General features: G+C 42.6%; 15 protein-coding genes and 1 tRNA gene. 3 read left to right on the top strand and 13 right to left on the bottom strand.

The window, feature by feature from the left end:
* Positions 1–15: 15 nt before the first annotated feature.
* The 10 genes from DWY07_RS12110 to hprK form a co-directional block, all read right to left on the bottom strand.
* Positions 16–633: a DUF5662 family protein gene (locus DWY07_RS12110; RefSeq protein ID WP_242997373.1), complete on the bottom strand. Its 618-nt coding sequence runs from the start codon at positions 631–633 to the stop codon at positions 16–18.
* Between the two features lie 270 nt (positions 634–903).
* Positions 904–976, bottom strand: a tRNA-Thr gene (locus DWY07_RS12105).
* Between the two features lie 5 nt (positions 977–981).
* Positions 982–2,262, bottom strand: coding sequence for a DUF4143 domain-containing protein (locus tag DWY07_RS12100; RefSeq protein ID WP_226801065.1), 1,281 nt, complete (start codon positions 2,260–2,262; stop codon positions 982–984).
* Between the two features lie 120 nt (positions 2,263–2,382).
* Positions 2,383–5,103, bottom strand: a complete 2,721-nt coding sequence (locus tag DWY07_RS12095) for an SEL1-like repeat protein (RefSeq protein ID WP_021944839.1) — start codon at positions 5,101–5,103, stop codon at positions 2,383–2,385.
* Positions 5,104–5,200: 97 nt separating this feature from the next.
* Positions 5,201–5,458 carry an HPr family phosphocarrier protein gene (locus tag DWY07_RS12090; RefSeq protein WP_021944838.1) on the bottom strand — a complete coding sequence of 86 codons (258 nt, stop codon included), beginning with the start codon at positions 5,456–5,458 and terminating at the stop codon, positions 5,201–5,203.
* A 9-nt stretch (positions 5,459–5,467) separates the two neighbouring features.
* Positions 5,468–6,439 (bottom strand): DNA-binding protein WhiA, encoded by a 972-nt coding sequence (gene whiA, locus DWY07_RS12085; RefSeq protein WP_021944837.1) that lies wholly within the window; start codon positions 6,437–6,439, stop codon positions 5,468–5,470.
* A gap of 16 nt (positions 6,440–6,455) precedes the next feature.
* Positions 6,456–7,334: an RNase adapter RapZ gene (rapZ, locus tag DWY07_RS12080; protein ID WP_117808479.1), complete on the bottom strand. Its 879-nt coding sequence runs from the start codon at positions 7,332–7,334 to the stop codon at positions 6,456–6,458.
* Between the two features lies 1 nt (position 7,335).
* Positions 7,336–8,244 (bottom strand): UDP-N-acetylmuramate dehydrogenase, encoded by a 909-nt coding sequence (gene murB / locus DWY07_RS12075; RefSeq protein ID WP_117823372.1) that lies wholly within the window; start codon positions 8,242–8,244, stop codon positions 7,336–7,338.
* 242 nt (positions 8,245–8,486) lie between these two features.
* Positions 8,487–9,428, bottom strand: coding sequence for an ROK family glucokinase (locus tag DWY07_RS12070; protein ID WP_021944834.1), 942 nt, complete (start codon positions 9,426–9,428; stop codon positions 8,487–8,489).
* A gap of 4 nt (positions 9,429–9,432) precedes the next feature.
* The gene (hprK, locus tag DWY07_RS12065) at positions 9,433–10,383 is read right to left on the bottom strand and encodes an HPr(Ser) kinase/phosphatase (RefSeq protein WP_008401344.1); all 951 of its coding nucleotides are present in this window, start codon (positions 10,381–10,383) and stop codon (positions 9,433–9,435) included.
* 188 nt (positions 10,384–10,571) lie between these two features.
* Between hprK and uvrC the strand changes: the two genes are divergently transcribed.
* Both uvrC and yfbR read left to right on the top strand, forming a co-directional pair.
* Positions 10,572–12,386, top strand: coding sequence for an excinuclease ABC subunit UvrC (gene uvrC, locus DWY07_RS12060; protein ID WP_117823370.1), 1,815 nt, complete (start codon positions 10,572–10,574; stop codon positions 12,384–12,386).
* 358 nt (positions 12,387–12,744) lie between these two features.
* Complete coding sequence (gene yfbR / locus DWY07_RS12055; protein ID WP_117808482.1) at positions 12,745–13,335, top strand: 5'-deoxynucleotidase; 591 nt, start codon at positions 12,745–12,747, stop codon at positions 13,333–13,335.
* 284 nt (positions 13,336–13,619) lie between these two features.
* On the opposite strand, the gene ftsH is transcribed toward yfbR, so the two are convergent.
* Both ftsH and DWY07_RS12045 read right to left on the bottom strand, forming a co-directional pair.
* A complete protein-coding gene (gene ftsH / locus DWY07_RS12050) occupies positions 13,620–15,494 on the bottom strand; it encodes an ATP-dependent zinc metalloprotease FtsH (protein WP_181983929.1) in 1,875 nt (624 codons plus the stop codon).
* A gap of 137 nt (positions 15,495–15,631) precedes the next feature.
* Complete coding sequence (locus DWY07_RS12045; RefSeq protein WP_117808483.1) at positions 15,632–16,771, bottom strand: hypothetical protein; 1,140 nt, start codon at positions 16,769–16,771, stop codon at positions 15,632–15,634.
* A 152-nt stretch (positions 16,772–16,923) separates the two neighbouring features.
* Between DWY07_RS12045 and DWY07_RS12040 the strand changes: the two genes are divergently transcribed.
* Entirely contained in the window at positions 16,924–17,652 is a 729-nt protein-coding gene (locus DWY07_RS12040; RefSeq protein WP_117808484.1) for a hypothetical protein, read from the top strand.
* 133 nt (positions 17,653–17,785) lie between these two features.
* Here the strand turns inward: DWY07_RS12040 and DWY07_RS12035 are convergent, their stop codons facing one another.
* A complete protein-coding gene (locus DWY07_RS12035) occupies positions 17,786–23,251 on the bottom strand; it encodes a fibronectin type III domain-containing protein (protein ID WP_117823368.1) in 5,466 nt (1,821 codons plus the stop codon).
* Positions 23,252–23,273: the final 22 nt, after the last annotated feature.

Here is a 23,273-nt window from a genome sequence, read left to right as displayed (position 1 = left end):
TATCCCTCCGGCTTTTCAGCCTCTCTTCCGTTTGTTTACTTTCTCCAGTCTGACGTTACTGTCAATAACGATCTTATTTCTATTTTTCTTCGGTTTTTTATTATGCAATACTTCCCGCCGTATATAGTCAAAAGTATAATCTTCCCCTTTTTCTGCCAGCATAACCAGCAGACTCTCAAGCAATGCATCCGTTTCCGGATGGAGCAGATGATTCTTTCTAGCCTTACCTTTTCTGAAATATTCCAATGGGAAAGAATCGTTATACTTCTCTTTATTATAATTCTTACTTGCTGCAATCCGGTCACAGAACATCTCAACTACATATTTTTCCGGCATTTTACAGCCCGCTAACGCACCGGAATGATCGGTGCTGTAATCTACCCAGTATTCCAGATGATGCTTATTTCTTCCTTTATGGTGCAGCCAGGCACTTGTATAGCCTTTATCCTCTCGTTCCGCATCATTCGGGCTTCGGTCTCCCTGATAATACTTCACACCCACTGAAAACTCCGCCCATGAGTATTTGGACAGATCATGCAGCAGTCCCTGTTTATATAAGCCTACCCGGAAGCAGTTTTTCATAACCAGCCACTTATGATGGTTGATCGTTTTCAAATGTTTATACCAGTTCATGTTCATGAAACGTTTCATCTCCGATTTTATTCTAAATATTATCCATCTTTTTATTGTATTTCATTTTGCCCTTTTTGCCAACACCCAAGAAAGCAGTTACCTGAGAAAAATTGCGATTATTTTTATCATCCATTAAAAACGGATAATACCTCTGCTTTATTATAATTTAATTTCATAATTCTACCCCTAAACTGCCCCTAAAACCATTTTAAGACATAAAAATACCCCGAATCCCTTGCTTTCTCTTAGGTTTCGGGGTATAAGGTTCAAAGCCGAAAAAGGGACTCGAACCCTCGACCCACGCATTACGAATGCGTTGCTCTACCAACTGAGCTATTTCGGCGTTTGTTAAAAGTTCCAGATGCCGTATAGCGGAACATTTAAAAGTCCGTTATTCATATACATGTCATCTGTTGAAATTCTGATAGACGTTGCATTGTTATATCTCTGCTTGAACACCTTGGAACTCTGTGCCTTCGTATGTGGCTCTGTCTGTACATCAACCGGTACAACCTCACCATCACCTTCATACACAAAATCAACCTTCGCTGTTGCAGATGATATCCAGAAGAACAACCTGCCAATATTCTTATTCGCATATAATTCTTCCATCGCATACTGCTCGGCTATCATGCCATCCATCGTATCAACGATATTGGTCTGATCTATATCATAATAATGAATGCCTGCCATAATCCTTAAAAGTCCATGATCCAAATGATAGATCTCAAAGGACTTTTCATCCACCTGCTCTGCAAGTGGCAATATACCATGTTTTACACGGTACACCTGACGGACAACTCCGATCCGTACAAGATGGTCAACTGACGACTCATACTCTCTGGCTCTCGCCTTTGGATCTACGTATCCGTACATAAACTTTTTATTCTCTTTGGTAAGCTGAACAGGAATACTGTTCCAGATCAGCATCACCTTTGTTAAAAGTTTCTTCGGTGTTACTTTTACTATATATTCGGTCATCTTGTCAAGTGTTTTTTGCAAAATACCGTCAACTTCTTCAAAATTTTCATTTTTGTAATATGCATTTACCGCTTCCGGCATTCCCCCGGTCACTAAAAATGCATCCAGCATCGTATCTACGCTTGCCCGTACCTCCTCCGGCAATCCTTCCAGTCTCTGGTTCTCAATGTACTTCCAGAGCTTTCTGCCTTTTCCTGCCTTTAAAAACTCATCAAAGGTCATCGGCGTTAACTCATACACAAAGAGATCATCCTGGCATTCTGCTTCACCCGGCAACATTCCATTCACTGTTGCAAGCATACAGATTCGCACGCCGCTGCTTACCCTGGCATATTCTACCAGATTCGGAACCGCCATTGTACTAAGCTGTACATTATCAAAAATCAATAACTTTCCCTGAAAGTCATATTTATCCAATGAAGTTGTTAATTTCGCATGTAGTTTCTCCGGCTTTCTCTCCTTTGAAATATACTGACAAAAATCCGGATACTGCTCCAGATCGATAAGAATGTGTTCATCAAAAAAACCTGTAGCAAAATCAAGGGCTGCCCATGTCTTTCCTACAAACTTTCCTCCTCTAATGAGTGCTGCTTTATTTTCTCCAATCTCATACCATGTTGCCAGATTGTTCATGATATTTCTAAACATTTGTACTCACCTCTACGACAAACACATTTGTCATTTCTACATGCTGCTTCAACAGACACTTGCCCGAAGAATTATTCTCCGGGCAAGATACTGCTTTAAAACATATTGTTCTAAATTCTATTAAGCATCTTTTCCTATCGAAAGGAATCCATTCTCATTTGCCTTAAGAAGGAATGCAAGACCAATGTTCTTTCTGTTTTCACCTGTTGCTTTGTAGATCTCACCAGTCTCAACCAGAGATTTTGCAATCGTGTTCAATACATCTTTGAACTGCATCATCTCCCGTCTGTCCTTCGAACTAAGCTTAAAGATATACTGATTCTTTGAGCTGATCAAAAGAATACTGTATGTATGGATGTTATCCTTCGAACTTCTGATCGCAGAACCGATCATTCTGGAGTTCGCAATAATAACCTCTGCATTCTCATCTGGCAGATATTCTGATACAATCAGTTTATAAATCTTCAGATAATCCTGCTCTGCTGTCGCATTGACAGGCATCTCAGCCACCGCAAATTCAACAACAGAATCGGCGAGCTTGATCGTACCGCCTTCATCATTGATCGTTGCTGAACATTCTTTTGGAACACATAAGCGGAAAAACTTGTTCTCCACAATCTTCTGTCCCTTACCCGGTTCACGGATAATCAGATCTACATAATGCATTTCCAGTTTGTTCATCGCTACGATAGCAGTCTCATCACCGGTCTCTGCCAGCTCGATCAGTGCATCATACAAACTCCAGATCTGCTGTGTTGTAAACGGAACCAGTTCAAACAGCTTTTCGATAGCCGGAACGTAACCCATACTTGCATTTTCGATATAGAGCTTGATAGCCTCTTCGTTATCGAGTCCCTTTTCAACCTTGTAATTAATAACTCTGAACAGATTTTCCTTATCCCAGTCATCAAAGTTCGCATTAAAGGCTTTCTCAAAATACTTGATACTCTTGATCTCGCCCTTATAGTTTTCCTGTTTCTCCTGAAGCTGATAGATACGTCCAAGTTCATATCCTGCTCTGGCACTTCCAAGTCCAAGTGCTTCCAGATATGCTTTCTCAATCTCGTACGGCGTTGCTATATAGAAAATCTGCTGTTGTTTCATCATTGCGATCTTAATTGCTGCAGATTCACTTCCTGCCTGAACCGCTCTTTCCCATTTCTCAACGGCCGTCTGGAGATCTTCACCCTTCAATTCCTCAAGATCCTTGATATAACCTTCTGCTTCCGGTATACCGTTCTCTCTTGCCTTCTTGAAATATTCCAGAGCCTTTCTTCCATCTCTCTTGGTACGGAGTAATCCATAATAATAAATACGTCCCAGATAGAATGCAACTCGCTTATGTCCCAGCCGTTCTGCATTCTCGTACCAGTTCAAAGCTTTCATGTAATCTTTCATCTGCTGATCGTATACATTACCAATCAGGAACGCAAGTTCCGGATCCTTCGTCGCTTCAAACAACTGCTTTGCATAACTAATCGTCTTTTCCAGATCACGGTATGGGCTGTCCTCATCATAGTATAGCTCTACAAGCAGATAACTTGCTTTGATGCTTCCAAACTTCAGTGCCTGCTTTGCAGCCTTCATGGCACCTTCATAATCTTCCAGATAGTAACAGTAGATTGCTTCATTGTAATACTGCATATCTCTCCGGTTTGCACTTTCTTCACTGACCAGTGTCGGATCAATAAATGCAAATGAGTTTGCTACCTCGAAGATAATCTCCTCGTACTGTTCAATGATCTCCATCGTTGCACATACGAAACGCATACATGCCAGTCGTCTTCCCTGATAGAACGCAAATGAAACAATACCCTTTTCCATATCCTTATGGTAGTATGTCGTGCAGATACCATCTGCATACTCTGTAATATATGCTTTCAACTGTAAATCTTCGTCAAATGCATCATTACAATATCTCAGATAGTTTTCCAACGTCTTCTTAGAATCCTTTGGTATACTGTCATAATAAACATAGATTGCAAAGTCTTTATATGTAAGGCTTGGTGCGTAATATTCTTCACCGGTTGACTCATTAATCGTCTTTACCCAGTCTTTTGGAAGTTTGTGGATATATCCTTCCACCTGATTGTGTACATAGGAATACTGATACTGTAACCTGGATGCCTCGATCACCTTATATCGTGGCTCTTTTCCCTTTTCTTTTCTTCTCTGGGAAATCTCCGTATACAGCTTATCTTTTTCCTCAAATTCCAGACTGTCTTCATGTGTGCTTGCATATAACACGCGCTCATAAGATGCCCTTGCCTTTGCATCACCGGCATCAGCAAGCTTCTTATACCACTGCATTGCCTTTTCCAGATCAACAGGAACGACGAAATCACTCTTATTTCCATATTCATCAATCCGGTTCAGACCGCTTTCATAAATAGAACCAAGGCTCATGTATGCTGCCTTGATACCATAATCCGTTGCTGCCATCTCGAAGTACTTGATTGCCTTTGAAAAATTCTGGATTTCCAGCATCATCTTAGCAAGCTTGTATATCACATCACCATCACGGTTCTGATTCACATACTTCTCGTAGTATTTTGTAGACTTGTTCATATCTACATTTATTTTTGCGTTGCGGTAAACACCCTTTTCATAAAACTCAGCAAGTGCGAGAAGGGCATCATCTCCATATGATTTGTACTGGGTATCCATAATACCGATATCTGCAACCTGTTCCAGTATCTTAACAGATTCTTCAGAATCACCATTATCCATAAGATTCATAGCCTTGTTATACTGTAACTCTACATTATTAACCGGCGCTTTCTTTTTCGAGAATCTGGACACGAAAGGTATTTTCTTAAAAATCCCATCAAAAAATCCCATATCTGCTTCCTCCGATGACACATATCCATTAATAATCTGATTTTATCACATTCAACCAAAGCGTGCAATAAAAACACCAATTAATTAACAGAAGATTTTATGCATTCGCTGTCAGATATTCTGAGATCTCCTTTACTGCTGCTGCTTCATCTTTTCCATCTGCAATGACCGTAATCTCCTGTCCTTCTGTAAATCCCATACTCATCATGCCCATAATGCTCTTGGCATTGATTTTTTTGTCATCTGATACAAGATGGATCTGGCTCTCATACTGACTTGCGATCTGTACAAGCACTGCCACTGGTCTTTCTTCGGTTCCTTCGGTCATGGCTACCTTAACTGTTCTTTCTAACATTTTTTCCTCCTACACATACGACTTTTGTCTTAGGTCTTCTGCTATTTCACTTATTTTTCTTAATCTATGATTGACTCCCGATTTTCCAATGGGAGGATTCATCATCTCGCCTAATTCTTTCAGCGACGCATCCGGTTCTTCCAGCCGGAGTTCTGCAAGACTCCGCAGATTATCCGGAAGATATGTGATACCTCTTGTTTCTATCACATAATTGATATCCTGGATCTGTCGGACAGCCGCACTGACTGTTTTATTCAGATTCGCTGCTTCGCAATTTACCCTGCGGTTTACATTATTACTTATATCTTTTAATATTCTCACATTTTCCATATTCATTAAAGAAATGTGAGCGCCCATGATGTTCAACATATCAACGATCATGGTTCCATCCTTTATATAACAGACACTATACTTTTTTCTGGCAATGACACGGCTTTCGATATCAAGCTCCGCCATGATCTTCCCGATCATTCCGGCACGATCCTCATTATTACAGACGATCTCCAGATGATATCCTTTCTTCGGATCACTGACCGATCCGGATGTCATAAATACACCTTTGATAAATGCCCGTTTGCAGCATTGCTGCTGCACAACCATCCGGTTGACTGTCATATCCTGACAGCTTACCTTTGCTACGCCATTCTGAGATATCCCAAAATCAGGCGAGAGCTTCAGTGTCTGCATCATCCGTTCGATCTCCTGTTGCTGATCTAACACCATCCGGTAGATTCGGCTGTTGCTCCCGGTTCTTTTTACGGAACATTCCATACGGATATCAAATAATACCTTGATCAAAGCTGCCATCGTCTTTGCTATAATACTGCGTTCTGTCGTTATACAGAGTTTAAAGAGTGAACCATTCCTGTACCATACATCTGCCACCATCGACATCATTCCTGAAAGCTCTGCGATCCTGCAGTGTCTGGCACTGCTGATATTCTTCGCAAGTTCTGCTTTTACTTCCGAGGAAAAGGACATATGTCTCACTCCTGTTCTACAATTTCTTTACGACTGCATCTTTTCCGATATCACGGTGATATATTCTCACAGTGTATGTGGATTTCTGCAGACGACTATATACTTCATTCGCGATCGTTACAGAACGGTGTTTGCCACCGGTACAGCCGATCGAGATAACAAGCTGGTTCTTGCCTTCTTTAATATAATTCGGAATCAGGAACTGTACCAGATCTATAAATTTATCCAGAAATTCCGGTCCTTCCTTACAGTTCATGACATAATCCTGAATCACCTTATCATTTCCGGTCAGTGGTCTCAATTCTTCATCATAATAAGGATTTGGCAGGAATCTTACATCCTGCACAATATCCGAATCTCTTGGGATTCCATATTTGAAGCCAAATGACATAATGGTAATGATAAAATTCCCATATTCCATATTCTGCACAAAGATCTTATCCAGTTCAGATTTAAACTCCCGAACCAACAAATTCGTTGTATCTATGATATAATCGGCTTCATCCTTGATAAAGCCAATCAGTTCTCTTTCTTTTTTGATACCATCTATGATCCTTCCGTTCTTTGCAGATAATGGATGATTCCTTCTTGTTTCCTTGAACCGTTTTACCAGTTTCTCATCTGAACATTCCATAAACAGGATCTCATACTGGTATCCATTTTCTTTCATGTCATTTAAGCAGGCATTCAACTGGCTTAACGCTCTTCCACTCCGGATATCGACACTGATCGCCACGTTATCAACTTGAATCTGTTCATCATATGCAATTTCCGCAAAACGCTTAATAAGCTGGATTGGAAGATTATCCACACAGAAGTATCCTGCATCCTCCAGCGTTTTCATCGCTGTTGTCTTTCCTGCGCCGCTCATTCCTGTCACAATTACAAATCTCATCCTAGAATGCCCCCAGTGTCTTTATCTCAAGCTCCAGATCCACACCGGAACTGTCTTTTACTTTTTTCTTTACATCGTCTACCAACTGCATAACATCAGCCGCCGTTGCGCCGCCTTTGTTCACCACAAAACCACAATGCTTCTCTGATACCTGAGCTCCTCCTACAGTATAACCGCGAAGTCCCGCATCCATGATCAGCTTTCCTGCAAAATATCCCTCCGGTCGTTTAAAAGTTGATCCTGCCGACGGATATTCCAGTGGCTGCTTTGAGATTCTCGCTTCTGCCAGCCGTTTCATCTCTTCATCTATCTTATCCATATCTCCGGTCTGAAGTTCAATTACAGCTTCCAGCACAACCAGGCCATCCTGTTCTGCCTTGCTGTGGCGGTAGCCGAATTCCATATCTGCACCCGCGATCTCATAGATCTGTCCATCCTGATCCAGCACCTTTACAGATGTGATAATATGCTTCATCTCTCCGCCATATGCTCCTGCATTCATATAAACAGCACCGCCAACGCTACCCGGTATACCAGATGCAAATTCCATTCCGGTCAGTCCGTGCTGTTTTGCTGTTACCGCAGTTTTAATCAGGGATGCACCTGCCTGCGCAGTGATCCTTGTTCCTTCCACCGTGATCCTAGACATTCCATCTGCTATATGAATGATCATTCCACGATAGCCAGCATCTGATACCAGTAAGTTGCTTCCATTTCCCATAATAAAAAACGGAACTTTTTCCTTTTTACAGAGGTCTGCAAGCTCTGCGATCTGCTCCGGTTTCTCCGGTTCAGCAATAAAATCTGCTTTTCCACCGATCCGGAAGGTTGTATATCGGTTCAAAGGTTCTTTTGTTTTTATTCTGTTTTCTCCTGTGATCGCTGCTGCGCTCTCATAAAACGATGTCATATAATTTTAAACTCCTGACCTGTTTTTATTCCGGATTCTCAAGAATCTTATAAACCTGATAGACAAAACAAAGCCTTTAACATAAGGTTTTGCATGCTGTTCCAGTTGATTTCTCAAAATCTCAAACACTACCATACAATATCATACATTAAAGGCTTTTAGAATTCAATATTAAAAATGTATAGAATTTTCAGGGCGTTTCAACCCGATTTATGTAATTTCACATAGTTTACTTAATACTTTTACTGATTCAGTATACTGCACGCACCACCATACATACCCGCATCGTTACCAAGTGTAGCAAGTGCAAACTTGGTCTGTCTGCATGCATGAAATGCATATTGTGCAAAATATTTTGCAGTTGTATCGATCAGGATATCTCCTGCTCTGGATACGCCACCACCGATTACGAAGATTTCAGGATCTACTACACATGCGATCTGGGCAAGTGCTTTTCCAAGAACCTTTCCATGATTTTCTACCAGTGTTGCTGCAAGCTCATCACCTTCTTTTGCTGCATCAAAGATCTCTTTTGCTGAAATGTACTGGATCTGACGAAGCTTGGATGGCTTGTCTGTTGTATTTAAAATGATCTTTGCCATACGAACGATACCGGTTGCTGATGTATACTGTTCCAGACAGCCCTTGTTACCACATCCGCATACTTCTGTCTCGTCGTCATTTACGCAAATATGTCCGATCTCACCGCCTGCACCGTTGGTTCCCGCGAGCATCTTTCCATTTAAAATAATACCGCCGCCGACACCGGTTCCAAGTGTTACCATTACGATATCCTTATGGCCTTTTCCGCCGCCCTGCCACATCTCACCGAGCGCTGCCATGTTTGCATCATTTCCGGCTTTTACAGGAAGGTCTAATAATTTGCTGAGTTCTTCTTCTACATTGAAGATTCCCCATCCAAGGTTTACACATTTGATAACCGTGCCGTCTGCCTTTACAGGACCCGGAACACCCATTCCAACACCTGCTACATCAGACTTCTCGATCCTTTTCTCTGCCAGTTTATCTTCAACAGATGCTGCGATATCGCTTAAGATATATTTTCCGCCTTCATCTGTTCTTGTTGTGATCTCCCATTTCTCAACCATCTCACCCTGTGTTGTAAACAGACCGATCTTTACGGTTGTTCCTCCGATATCTACTCCAAATACATAGTTTGCCATTTTTCTACTGCTCCTCCTTATTTGCATTGCCCTTCATAATATTCTGCGTCACTCTGTTATATAATTCCTGTGCCGCATTATATCCCATCTTCTTCTGTCTATGGTTAACCGCTGCAGATTCAACAATGATCGCGATATTTCTGCCCGGACGGATCGGAATATTATGACTTACGACTTTATTTCCAAGAAATTCCGTGTACTGGTCTTCCAGTCCCAGACGGTCATACTCCGTATCCTTGCTCCACTCTTCCAGATTGATGACCAGATCGATGTTCTGATCCAGCTTTACACATTCTACACCAAACAGTGATTTTACGTCAATGATTCCAATACCACGCAGCTCGATAAAATGTCTGGTAATATCCGGTGCTCGTCCAACCAGCGTCGCATCACTGACCTTCTTGATCTCAACCACATCATCTGCAACCAGACGGTGCCCTCTCTTGATCAGCTCCAGAGCAGCCTCCGATTTACCGATACCACTCTCACCCATGATCAGAACACCTTCGCCGTATACATCGACCAGTACAGCATGTACGGATATTCTTGGTGCCAGTTCTACATGGAGCCAACGATCTACCTCATGAACAAATGCAGATGTAACAGCACTTGATGTGAGGACAGGCACTCCGTGTTTCTTTCCTGCTTCTATAATAAATTCATATGGTTCCAGATCTCTGCAGAATATCAGACACGGCGGCTTATATGAGAAAAATTCATTTATGATCTTGATATTTTCTTCCTCTGTATGCATCGCCGCAATATAGGCATGTTCTACATTTCCGCATATCTGGATACGTCCTGCATCAAAATGTTCAAAGAATCCTCCAAACTGTACCGCCGGGCGGTTCATACCCGGATCCTGGATCAGCACCTTATCGGTATCGATCTCCGGTGTATAATTCTTCAGATTCATTTTCTCTATGAGTTTGGATACTGTTATACTATAAACCATCTTCTCCTCCTGTTTTCCCTAGTTTCAGTTCTTGTTTCATTATATTCTACAACCTATTTATCGTCAATTCATCAATTTATTTTTTCAGAAAAAAAGCCACCTGTTTTCTGAATCTTATGTTATACTGATTTCTATGTGTGAATCTGCTGTTTTTAGAATACGCAGCGGAAAGGATATGAATTCAAAGTATGTTTAATTTTGAAGAAGAATTAAAAAAACTGCCTCATACACCGGGTGTCTATCTGATGCATAACAAGACCGATGAAATCATCTATGTCGGCAAAGCCATTGATCTGTATAACCGGGTACACCAGTATTTTCAGTCAGGATATAAACGCTCACCTAAAATCGAAAAAATGGTCAGCCACATCGCGTGGTTTGAATATATCATCTGCGAATCTGAAATTGAAGCACTGGTGCTGGAATGTAATCTGATCAAAGAACACCGTCCGCACTACAATACAATGCTTACGGATGACAAAAGCTATCCATACATCAAGATCACAGTCAACGAGGATTTCCCTCGTATTCTGTTCTCGCATCAGATGCACCGGGATCACGCCAGATATTTTGGTCCTTATACTAATGCAGGTGCTGTCAAGGATACCATTGATCTGTTAAAAAAACTATATCATCTGCGAAGCTGCAACAAAAAGCTGCCACAGGAAACAGGGCTGGATCGTCCATGTCTGTATTACCACATCGGACAGTGCAAGGCTCCCTGTCAGGGTTACATCTCAAAAGAGGACTACAGCAGACAGGTGGGACAGGCAATCCATTTTCTGACCGGGCATCACCAGCAGACGGTAAAAGAACTGGAAGAAAAGATGAAACAGTTGGCAGCCGATATGGAATTTGAACAGGCGGCAGAGGTTCGTGATCTGATCGAAAGCATCAAGCACATCGCATCAAAGCAGCGTGTTGACAACACAACAACCGATGACCGTGACGTGATCGCGATGGCTACCAACAACATGAACGAAGGCGTTATCTCGGTCTTTTTCATCCGAAACGGCAAGATGATCGGCAGAGAACATTTTCATATGACCGGTGTGCAGTCGGAATCTTATGGAGATATTATGGCTGCATTTTTAAAACAGTATTACGCTTCTACTCCATTTCTCCCTAAGGAGATCATTCTGGAGCATGAAGTAAATGAGCAGGAGCTGATCGAACAATACTTAAGCGAACGACGGGGAAATCTGGTACACATCCTCACACCTCAAAAAGGTGACAAAGCTAAGCTGTTAAAGCTTGCGCGTGACAATGCTTTTCTTGTTCTGACACAGGATACTGAAAAGCTGAAACGGGAGCAGGCTCGAACAGAAGGTGCTGCAAAGGAACTGGCAGAACTGATCGGTGTCCCATCTGCCAAACGGCTGGAAGCCTTCGATATCTCGCACATCAGCGGCTACCATTCGGTTGCTTCGATGGTGGTCTTTGAAAATGGAAAAGCCAGGCCAAATGAATACCGCAAATTCAAATTAAGAACGATCGACGGACCGGATGACTACGCCAGTATGCGCGAGGTTCTGACAAGACGATTTACCGATGAACGTTTTAAGGTCTATCCTGACATCCTTATGATGGATGGTGGTAAGGGACAGGTCAACATTGCCCTGGAGGTTCTTGACGAACTACATCTGAATATTCCGGTCTGCGGTATGGTAAAGGATGACTACCACCGGACCAGAGGACTGTATTATAACAATAAAGAAGTGGAATTTCCAAAGAATACACAGGCATTTGACATGGTTACCCGTTTGCAGGACGAAGCCCACCGTTTTGCCATCGAATATCACAGAAGCCTCAGGAGCAAATCTCAGGTACATTCTATCCTTGAGGATATACCGGGCATCGGCCCTGCCAGACGAAAGGATCTGATGGGGTACTTCAAGGATATTTCAAGGATCCGGGAGGCATCCATCGAAGAACTGATGCAGGCGCCATCCATGAACCGGAATGCCGCCGAAGCGGTGTACGGATTTTTCCACAAGGAGTGAGCTAACCTGTGAATATATCTGCAAAAGATGGAAATAGCATAATATATTTGGACACTTTTGACCTTACCAACCAGGGGACGTTCCCACTCGTTTCCACTCTGTGTAACTTCGAACTAACCTCGGCTAAGCCTCGCTAAGGTCTCAGTTACTCCTGCAGCGGTACTAAGATGCTGCTAATGCACCATCACACCACAGGGGTGCGCTTTCGTTCTAAGCTCGTGCAAGCACTCACTAAGTACGAAATGTGAGTACCGGCGGACTCAAATGCCCCTGTTTTGGTAAGTCAAACTGTCCAAATATAATTTACTTTCTTATTTTTTTGCAGATATATTCACAATTATTTAATAAGGAGATAACGATGGAATATAATTTTTTTGCTATGATTTCAAGGATGAAATACATCGACCGCTGGGCGTTGATGCGGAATACCAGAGAAGAAAATCTGTGTGAGCACAGTCTGGAAGTCAGCATTATCGCTCATGCACTTGCCGTGATCGGCAATACCTATTATGAAAAGGATCTGAATGCGGAGCGGGCTGCTCTGATCGGACTATACCATGACGCTTCAGAGATCATAACCGGTGATATGCCGACACCGGTCAAGTATTATAACGATGCTATCAAGGAATCCTTTAAAATGATCGAGAAAACAGCCTGCTACAAGCTGTTAAACAAACTGCCGGATGAAATGAAACCACAGTATGAACCACTCTTCTTCCGCCAGTCCGGAGATGAATATATCTGGAAGCTTGTAAAAGCGGCAGATAAACTATCTGCTCTTATCAAATGTATGGAAGAAACCTCTGTCGGCAATCCGGAATTCTCCAGCGCCTACGAATCCACAAAGATCGCTGTCGACAAGCTGGCTGCCGACCTTCCGGAGGTTGAACGCTTTCTGTCTGACTTCCTCCCGGCCTACGGCAAAAACCTCGACCAGCTTCAATTTTAAATAATTCTTGTTTTCAGATAGAGCCCAACAGGCATAAAAAACTGAATGCAACAGCATTTTCAGATAACAATATCAAAAGTCACCGGCATATATCACAGCATACACTGTTATGAAGCAAGCCTTTCCGAGCGTCGGTACTTAAGTTGCGTCTTTTGCAACTTTATGTACCGCTACGCCGAGGAACAGAGCGCAAGCGTCTTGCGGAATAACATGTGTATACTGCGATATATGGCAGTGGCTTTTCGTTAATCATTAGCAAATGCTGTTGCATTCAGTTTTTCTATTTATCTCTGTGGTTCCACCTGAGCAAGAATTGACATGAATTCTTTGCCGGTGATCGTTTCATGTTCTATAAGAAAGCTGGCGATAGAATCCAAAGCTGCCATATGGGCAGACAAAAGTTTCTTTGCTTTATTATAGGAATCTCGCAGCATATCACGGATCTCCTTATCGATCTTGGTTGCAGTCTCATCGGAACACTGAAGGGCAAGATTTCTGTCCAGATACTGTCCTTCTATTGATTCAAGCTGCACCATACCGAATTTATCTGACATACCATACATGGTTATCATAGCCCTGGCGGTCTTGGTCGCCTTCTCAATATCATTTGATGCTCCTGTCGTTACAGAGTCAAATTTCAATTCTTCCGCTGCACGTCCGCCAAGCAGGGTTATAAGCTCTGCTTCCAGCTCTTTCTTGGATTCCAGATATTTTTCTTCTTCCGGAACCTGCCATACGTAGCCCAGAGAACCCATGGTTCTTGGAACGATCGTAATCCTCTGGATTGGCTCCGTGTGTTTCTGAATTGCAGCGAGTAATGCATGTCCGACTTCATGATAAGCAACGATCTGTTTTTCTTCTTTGCTGAGCAGACGATCCTTTTTCTCTTTGCCGGCAAATACAACCTCTACCGCACCGATCAGATCCTGTTGGGAAACCAGACTTCTGCCATCTCTGACGGCTGCCAGCGCTCCCTCATTTATGATATTTGCAAGATCCGCACCAACCGCACCTGAAGTTGCAAGTGCCAGTTCATGAAGATCAACCGTTTCATCCATCTTGACATTCTTGGAATGAACCTTCAGTGTATCGATTCTTCCCTTCAGATCCGGCTTCTCTACGATAACTCTGCGGTCAAATCGTCCCGGACGAAGAAGTGCCTTATCCAGTACCTCCGGGCGGTTCGTTGCCGCAAGGATCACAATACCCTTTGATGTATCAAAGCCATCCATCTCCGCAAGAAGCTGATTCAGGGTCTGCTCCAGTTCGGAATCTCCACCATGTCTGGAATCTCTGCTTCTTCCAATTGCGTCGATCTCATCAATAAATATAATACATGGTGCCATCTGTGTCGCCTGTTTGAACAGATCTCTGACACGGGAAGCCCCCACACCGACATACATCTCTACAAAGCTGGATCCGGACATGGAGAAAAATGGTACATTTGCCTCACCTGCCACAGCTTTTGCAAGCAGGGTTTTACCGGTTCCCGGAGGGCCGACAAGCAGCGCACCCTTTGGCAGCTTCGCACCGATATCCAGATATTTCTTTGGATTATGAAGGAAATCGACCATCTCTGTCAGAGATTCCTTAGCCTCTTCCTCTCCGGCAACATCCGCAAAGGTAACACCTGTTTTCTTCTCAACGTAAATCTTCGCATTTGCTCTACCTACACCGCCGCTTCGCTTCATGATCATCGACAACAACAGATAGAATGCAACGATCATTACAATGTAAGAAATGATCGTGCCAACCATGGCACTTCCGCTCTCATCAATGCCTTCATATTCTGTTCCATATTTCGTCTTTGCCTGACGAAGCTTCTCTGCCAGACTGTCATCCGATATTCTGGTTGCAGTATATTTTGTCTTACTGATCACCTTATCATCGGCATTATTTTCAAATACGATCTTGCTTCCATAGATCTTTACGGAACCAACCTCGCCCTTATCTAACATCTCGATAAACTGACCATATGTGACTTCCTCTTCCCTGCCGGATGACACCCGGTCAAATACGCGCCAGAATAAAAATGTCAGTAAAATGGAAATAACCAGGATCACCATGATCGAGCGATTGTTTCTTCCCTTATTTCCATTATTATTGTTATTATTGTTATTATTGTTGTTATTACTGTTATCAGGTAAATTGTTGTCCAATCAGAACCTCCTTTTTATACAGCCTGCCTGCTGTATTCTTCTTTTGTATATATTTCCGGCAATTCCGCATCCATTATAACCACGTTTTTCCCGGCTTTCAAGATGGTACTGCTTTTGTTCATGAAGATTTAACCTTTCTATTCACCCAGATAGTCCATCGCAATACCAAGAGAGGTTTCTCCTCTGCTGATCGTCAGGCTCCATTTTCCGATCTGAAGGTCTGTATAATTTGCACTGGAATCATCCGCAGAATACTCCTTTTCCTGATAGGAGCGGATCATCTCTGTTGTCCGTTCCAGACTGTCGCCCTGAAGCGTTTCATCCTCAAGTGCCATTACCAGATCTTCATAGATCTGATCCAGACAGAAACCATCATCGACATCCGGCGGATACTGCCATATTCGGACAGAGTGGATCGCCTGTGTATTCAGATCACTGTTTATGCTCACATCAATGCCATATTCGTCATCTGAAATATACTTTTCTTTATTATAGTATGTAAATGTATCTCCGTTTTGATACGAGTATTCATACAAACTCAGATTCCCGGCAGTCCCTGTACTTGTATCTTCAAATAAAATGTCATCTTCCTCTGCATTCTGTAAAAAAGCAGCCTCCAGCTCATCACTGGTGACGCCCTCATAATGAGCCACACCATCACAGGCTTCTCCCCGGTCATACACTTCATCGGCTGATAAGCCAACCAGACTGTCTGTGCCATAATCCGTGGTTTCTCCCGGCTGATAGATATAGCGGTAGCTGTATCCGTTCTCATCTACATAGTTTTTCTCATCCTGTTCATCCAGCATCTCATGTAATTCATCCAGAGATTCCTGCATCTTCTGCTTATCCCGGTACTGTTGCCATGCATCCCACAAGCTGCTCATCCGGAAGCATACTCCAATCGCAGCCAGAAAAAGCAGGCCAGAGATCACACTCTCTGCTTTTTTCGATTTCTTTTTCTTTGTCGTATAGGTCGTATCCAGATTCGGCATAGGGTTTGCCGATGTCGGAGTCCGATTCGCCCATTTCGGAAGCTCGGTTTCAAACTCATCATGGCAATCCGTTACTTCATCCTCAACTTCAGGTTTGTCCGCACTGTAGTCCGATACATCCCCACTATATTGATACTCTCTCTGATAATCTTCAGGCTCTCGTCTTTCGTTCAGATAAAAGCTGTGGCTGGTTTCTATCGGTGTTACAAACCGTTTACAGGTTTTACAAAAATTAATACTGTTTACTTTTCCATCACATATCGGACAGATCTTTGTTCCCATAAGTACCTCCTCTTTCTTTTCGATACTTTATTTCTAACGCTAACTTTATATTCTTTTTCGGCATCCGTCAATATTCTTTTCTCCGGCTTGACATCCCCATGGAAACTCACTATTATTTTTTTAACTTATGATCTACAGGAGGTTTATGTCACATGCCCGGTTTTCTGATGCATCTGATCGAGGGTGAAATGATAATCAATAAAATAAATACAGGTGTAACTTCCGCAGCCGATTCCCGTCTGTTGGCAATAAAGGCCGACCCGGAACAGTTTCTCCTCGGCTGTATCCTGCCGGATATCACGGATAATAAAGAAAGAACGCATTTCCGTCCGGCATGGCAGAAGAATCTGATCACTAAATATCCGGATCTTGATTATATCCGTGCTCTCTACCCGGATGATGCGATATTGTCACCGGCTGACTATGGCATCCTTGCACATCTGCATCTGGATACCCACTATGTGACTGATTTCTGGCCGGACTATTTTACTATAGAAAATACCGCAGGGAATACCTGTTTTGATACAAGACAACCTTTGTATGTTCACATTTCCTCACAACCGGAAAAAAAGATTCCTCTGGCAGAATTTTTCTCTGACCGGTACTTTTATGGAGAATATGATAGGATCAATCCACGTCTACTAAAGGACTTTCATCCATATATACCGGAACAAATCACTTATCAGCCGGAGCTTGTACATATTACAGAATGCCGGCCGGAGGATCCGTCACAGATCACAAAAGCTCTGCAGACGTACATTATTCAGAATCCGTCACCTGCCCCGGAAGCTTCCGTCACCCGTGCTGAGATTTTTCCATATGATGCAGTCATTGAATTTCTGGAACATATGGCAGATACATTTTTTACAGAATTCATTTAACCTGTCTTCCATATCAGCAGCCAAAATAATATTTATAATTTCACCCATAACAAACAGCCATCGATGCGTCGGAAACGGATCCGTATATGGATCCGGCTTCCTTTTCATCAATGGCTGTTTGTTATTTTCCCGCTTATTTAATCTTCGCTTTTACTTTAACGGAATAAGCACCATATGTTTTTTTCTTATTCAGAGTTTTGTATGCTCTGACCTTGAAATAATATGTCTTTCCTTTTTTCAGGCTCTTCTTTGTCAGATTCAGCTTCTTTGTATCGCCGATCTTCTTATACTTGCCTTTCTTTGAGGTTGCCATATATACCTGATATCCACTGGCACCGGCTACCTTCTTCCAGCTTATCTTACATGCCTTTGATTTCGCTGTCGTCTTTACTGATTTTACCTTTGACGGCTTCGTTACAAATGCCTTACTCTTCTCTTTGCCCTTTATCTTAGAGTTTCCTGACTTCTTATAAGCATATACACTATAAGTGTATTTGGTTCCTGCTTTCAGCTTCTTCGCACTGTAAGAAGATGCATTCTTACCCACCGTTTTTATAAGTTTCTTCTTGCCGGAGCCCTGCTTCTGGTAGATCATATATCCATCTGCATCAGATACCTTCTTCCATGTGATCTTTGCAGAAGTTGTCTTGATCTTGCTTACTGTAATCTTTTTCGTTACACCAGGCTTCTTCACATTCGGTGTGGTCTTTGCCTTAATCGCAAATGTCTTTGACGCACTTCCTGTATAATTGCCTTTTCCGGTTATCACAACCTTCGCTGTACCAACATTTGTATTGTTGGAATATGCTGCCGTGTAATCTGTATTCAGCTTCAGCACCTTACCCTTTAATGTAACAGTAACTGCAGGTGTTAACGCTTTTCCGGTGTAAGTCTGATCTGCCACCGTTATAACTGCCGCAGACAGATCTGTCTTTGTAACCGGTGTCGTCTGTTTTACAATTGCAAAATACTGTGTCAATGTACCGGTGTAATTTCCATTTCCTGTAATCTGTATCACAGCCTTGGTTGTCGGCTCTGTATTCGACTGATACGATACCGTATAGTCTGCAGATGCACCGGCGCCCAGCACTGCATTTCTTGCTGTATCCTTGACAATAACGGAAGGTGTGACAGCCTTTCCTGTATAGGATACGCTCTTTGTATAGGACACTGTACATTTCTCTATCTGTTTTGGAAGGATCGTAAAGGTTCCATATCCTGTATTTTTAAAGGAATCCGAAAGACCATTTACCGTGATCCTTGCAGTTCCGGCATTGATATTTTCAGAATAGAGCACACTGTATTCGGATGGATCGATTACTCTGCCGGATACCTTTACTGTAACAGCCGGCTTCTGTTCCCTGCCGTTATAAGTCTGGTTCTCGGCCGTTATCTCTGCCTCCTTGAGATTGATCTCCTGTTTCTGGATTGAGAAATACCGGTCTATTGTTCCTGTATAATTTTCTTTTCCTGTGATCCGGATCCGTGCAGATGTTGTCACTTCTGTATTGTTCTGATAGCTGACATCATAATCCACATTTTTCTTCAGCTCAACTGCTCCATCCATTACCTTTACTTCCGGACAAACCTGCTTTCCTGTATATGACATCAGATTTGTATAAGTCACAGAAGTGTCTTTCAGAGGCTTCGCCTGGATCGTAAATTTTTCAGTTATCGTTCCCTTATAATTGCCTTTGCCTGTAACTGTGATCGTTGCAGTTCCGACATTGATATTGTTGGAATATGTCACATCATAGTTTGCAGCCGCCAGTGATCTTCCACTTATCAGAACAGTGCATCCCGGTTTCAGTTCTCCTCCTGTATAGGTATATGGAGAACCTGTAACCATGATAAAACCGCCATTATTTATATCAAAAGGCTGAATGGTAAAGGTCTTTTCAACTGTTCCATCATAATTGCCAAGACCTGTAATCTTTGCTTTTGCAGTTCCGGCATTGATGTTATTTGTAAATGCAGCTGCATAATCCTTGCCCTTTGTAAGCGTTTTGCCGTTAAAGGTTACTGTAATATCCGGACTTAACGCTGATCCTGTATAAGTCACTGTACCCACATTCATTACCAGTGAATCATTCAGCGATTTCCGCGTGATCGCAAAAGTTCCAGTTGTGGTTCCCTTATAATTACTGCCGGTTCCGGTCACAGTAACGGTTGCCGTTCCGACATTGGTATTGCCGGAATATGAAACACTGAATTCTGACAGATTTGTAATCCGCTTTCCACCTGTGGTTGTAAGGCTTACAACTGCCGGTGTAAATGCCGCACCTGTATATTCATATGACCGCTGTACAAGTGCTACTTCTGCACCTGTAATATCTGCTGCCACGATCTTAAATGTCAGGGTTCTTGTACCTGTATATGCTCCGATGCCCTGGATCGTAATGGTTGCAGTGGAACCGACCGTCTTATTGTTGGTTACTGTTACAGTATAACTCTCACCTTCTACCAGAGTAACTCCATCCCGTGTGATCCTAAGCTTCGGAATAATGGCTTGGCCTCCCTGATACTCCTGATCTCTGATCGATGCTATGCTGATTGAACTGTCATTGATGTTTGTTACAATCTTTGTGATCTTAAATGTACAGGCCTGTGTACCGCTGAAATTTCCATTTCCTGTGATCCGGATCGATGCACTGTCTGTTTCATTTATATTATTGCTATAGGAAACAGTGTAATCCGTTCCTGCCTTCAGTTCATAGGAACCATAGGTCAGTTTTACAGAAGGCTTTACCTCGGATCCGGTATATACCATCTCTTTGCTGTATTCTGCCTTACAGCTTGAAATAGCTCTGGCTGCGATCGTGAAGGTCGTCTTTGAACTTCCGCTGTAGTTACCTTTTCCGGTGGCTGTAATCGTTCCTGTACCGGCATTGATATTATTTTTATAGGATAATTCATAATCTGCATTGGCAGCTAAAGTCGTAGTTCCAATCTTTACGGTTGCTGTCGGCTTCTGTTCACTTCCTGTAAATGTACATGCTGTAATATTACTGAAAACCGCTCCGTTGATCGATTTCTTTGTAACAGTAAATGTTCCCACTGCATTTCCTGTAAAGTTTGCATTTTTTCCCTTTATAGTTACCGTTGCCGTTCCACAGTTTGTGTTGTTCGAATAATTCACAGTGAAATTCGTCATACTGGTGTAGGTCTTTCCGGATACCGTTGTAAAGGATGTAACACCCGGAGTCTGTGGCATGCCTGTATATTCATAACTGTCTGCTTCCAAAACAACCTTTGCATTTGTCAGATCAAGTGCAACAACATTAAAGGTTGCTTTTCTTGTTCCTGTATAATCATTGATTCCCGTAATGGTTACTATTGCTGTAGATCCTGCAGTATAATTATTGGTATAAGTAACCGTATAATCTGTATTCAGAGTGAGGATCGTACCACCATTTCTGACTGTAACCGCAGGTCGGAGTCCCTGTCCTGCATTATATTCCTGATCCGCGATTGCATCGACAGTAATCGTTGAAGCATTGATATCCGTACGGTCTCTGACGATCTTGTATGTCAATATTTTTCTTCCTGTAAAATTACCTTTTCCTGTCACTGTAGCAGTCGCTGCCGTTGTCTCATTTATATTATTGGAATAAGCAACGGTATAATCCGTACCCTCTATTAAGAGCTTCTGACCATATGTGATACGGATATTTGGAGTTACGGCACTTCCTGTCCATTTTACGCTCTCATCATAACTGAGCGAGCAATCTGTCAGCGCTCTTGCACTGATCTTGAAATTTACAGATTTCGTTCCACTGTATCCGTTCTTTCCGGTGATCGTAACCGTACCTGTACCACAGTTGACATTTGCGCCATATGAAACGGTGTAATCGCTGTCCTTCGTCAGTGTTTTGCCATCATAGGTCACTGTAACCTCCGGTTTGATCTGCGCTCCGGTATAGGTCTGATCTGCAATTGTGCTGCACACTGCCCCTGACAGATCCGGCAGGGAAGAAATAATCGTAAAATATACAGTTTTGGAACCTGTATAGTTTCCCTTGAACGTAACAATTACCTTTGCCAGATTGCCGGCTGCTACATTATCTTTATAAGATACCGTATAATCCGTTCCTTCGGTCAGTGTATATCCATCTGAAGTGACCGACGTTACTGTCGGTCTGATCTCTGCACCTGTCTGATCAAAGGATGTCTGGTTCAATGTTACCTTTGCTGTATTCGTCACATCCAAAGGATTGACGGTCAATGTACCGGTAACGGTTCCTGTATAATTGCCTTTTCCTGTCGCACTGATTGAAACCGTACCGGCTGTCTTTGCTACATAGCTTGCAACTGTATAATCGGTTTTATTCGTCAATGTTGTTCCCAGTTTGCTGTCATAAACACTGATCTTTGGTGAAAATACTTCTGCTCCATATTTATATGTTGCAGGCTCTGCCGTCAAGGCTGCCTTTGAAATATCTCTTGGATTGATCTTAAAAGTAAGGGACTTTGTATTTGTATAATTACCGCATCCACTGATCAGGACTGTTCCATTTCCTGCATTTGTATTTGCGGAATAGGATACCGTATAATCCGTTCCCTGCTTTAATGTCGTGCTTCCATCCTTTACCGTGACAGCCGGTGTCTGTGCCTGTCCATTATATGTACATGATGCTACATTCACGGTCGTCTGTGATATATCCTTTAAGGCTGCACTTCCACTGCTAATCGTATAGTTCAGGGATGTGCTTCCGGTGTAACAATCCTTACCTGTGATCGTCACGGTTGCAGTTCCCGGATTTATATTGTTGCTGTAAGAAAGTGTATAATCCACGTCTTCTTCCAGATACTGATAATCATTATTCTCATCCAGCCAGGAGTTCACATCAGCGATCGTAACCGATGGCTTCTTTTCCTTTCCATCATAGCTGTAATTGGAATTGCTTAGTGTGATAATCTGATTCTGGATATTGGCTGCCTTCAGATACCAGGTATAGGTTTTGGAACCACTGAAATTATTCATTCCCTTAATCGCTGTTGTTCCCTTAGAACCAATCTCCAGATAATTCTCTGAAAGAGTAACATTCTCATAATAATCTTTCTCCGCTACCAGAACCTTTCCATTCCAGGTAACCGATTGGACTGTCGGAGAATTCGCCAGATTCTTTACATATGGAACATAATACTTGCCGGATACAATTGTCGTATCGGATGCAAATTTGACCGTTGCTTTATTAATCGGTGTGACACGGATTTTGAATTTTGCCGTATTGCTTCCTGTATAACCCTTTTCCGGTTTACCGGTTATCGTTGCCACGGCAAGCTCGGTTGCAGTTGACACGTTCACGTTATTTGTGTATACCACATCATAACAGTCCGACGGTACTTCCTCCCCATCTACCTTTACCGTAACCGGTGCTTCGATCGCCTCTCCGGTATAATAATTACCAAGACCGGTTTCCGTCGTTGCTACAACAGTAACCTTATGTGCTCCATCCTTTCCTGACAGATCGATCAGATCCGCTGCCTTCACCCAACCTGCAAATGGAATTCCTGCCCCGCCATACGGCACGATCATCGTGATGACCATGACAACGGTAAGGAACCATGCTGCTGCTCTTTTTCCATGTTCTCTCATGCTTCTAAAATGCCCTCCTTGC

It is taken from the genome of Clostridium sp. AF23-6LB (assembly GCF_003461085.1).
In the GTDB taxonomy this organism is placed as follows: Bacteria; Bacillota; Clostridia; order Lachnospirales; family Lachnospiraceae; genus Coprococcus; species Coprococcus ammoniilyticus.
The sequence above is the reverse complement of the archived record's forward strand: the minus strand, read 5'-3'. Positions and strand labels throughout refer to the sequence as shown.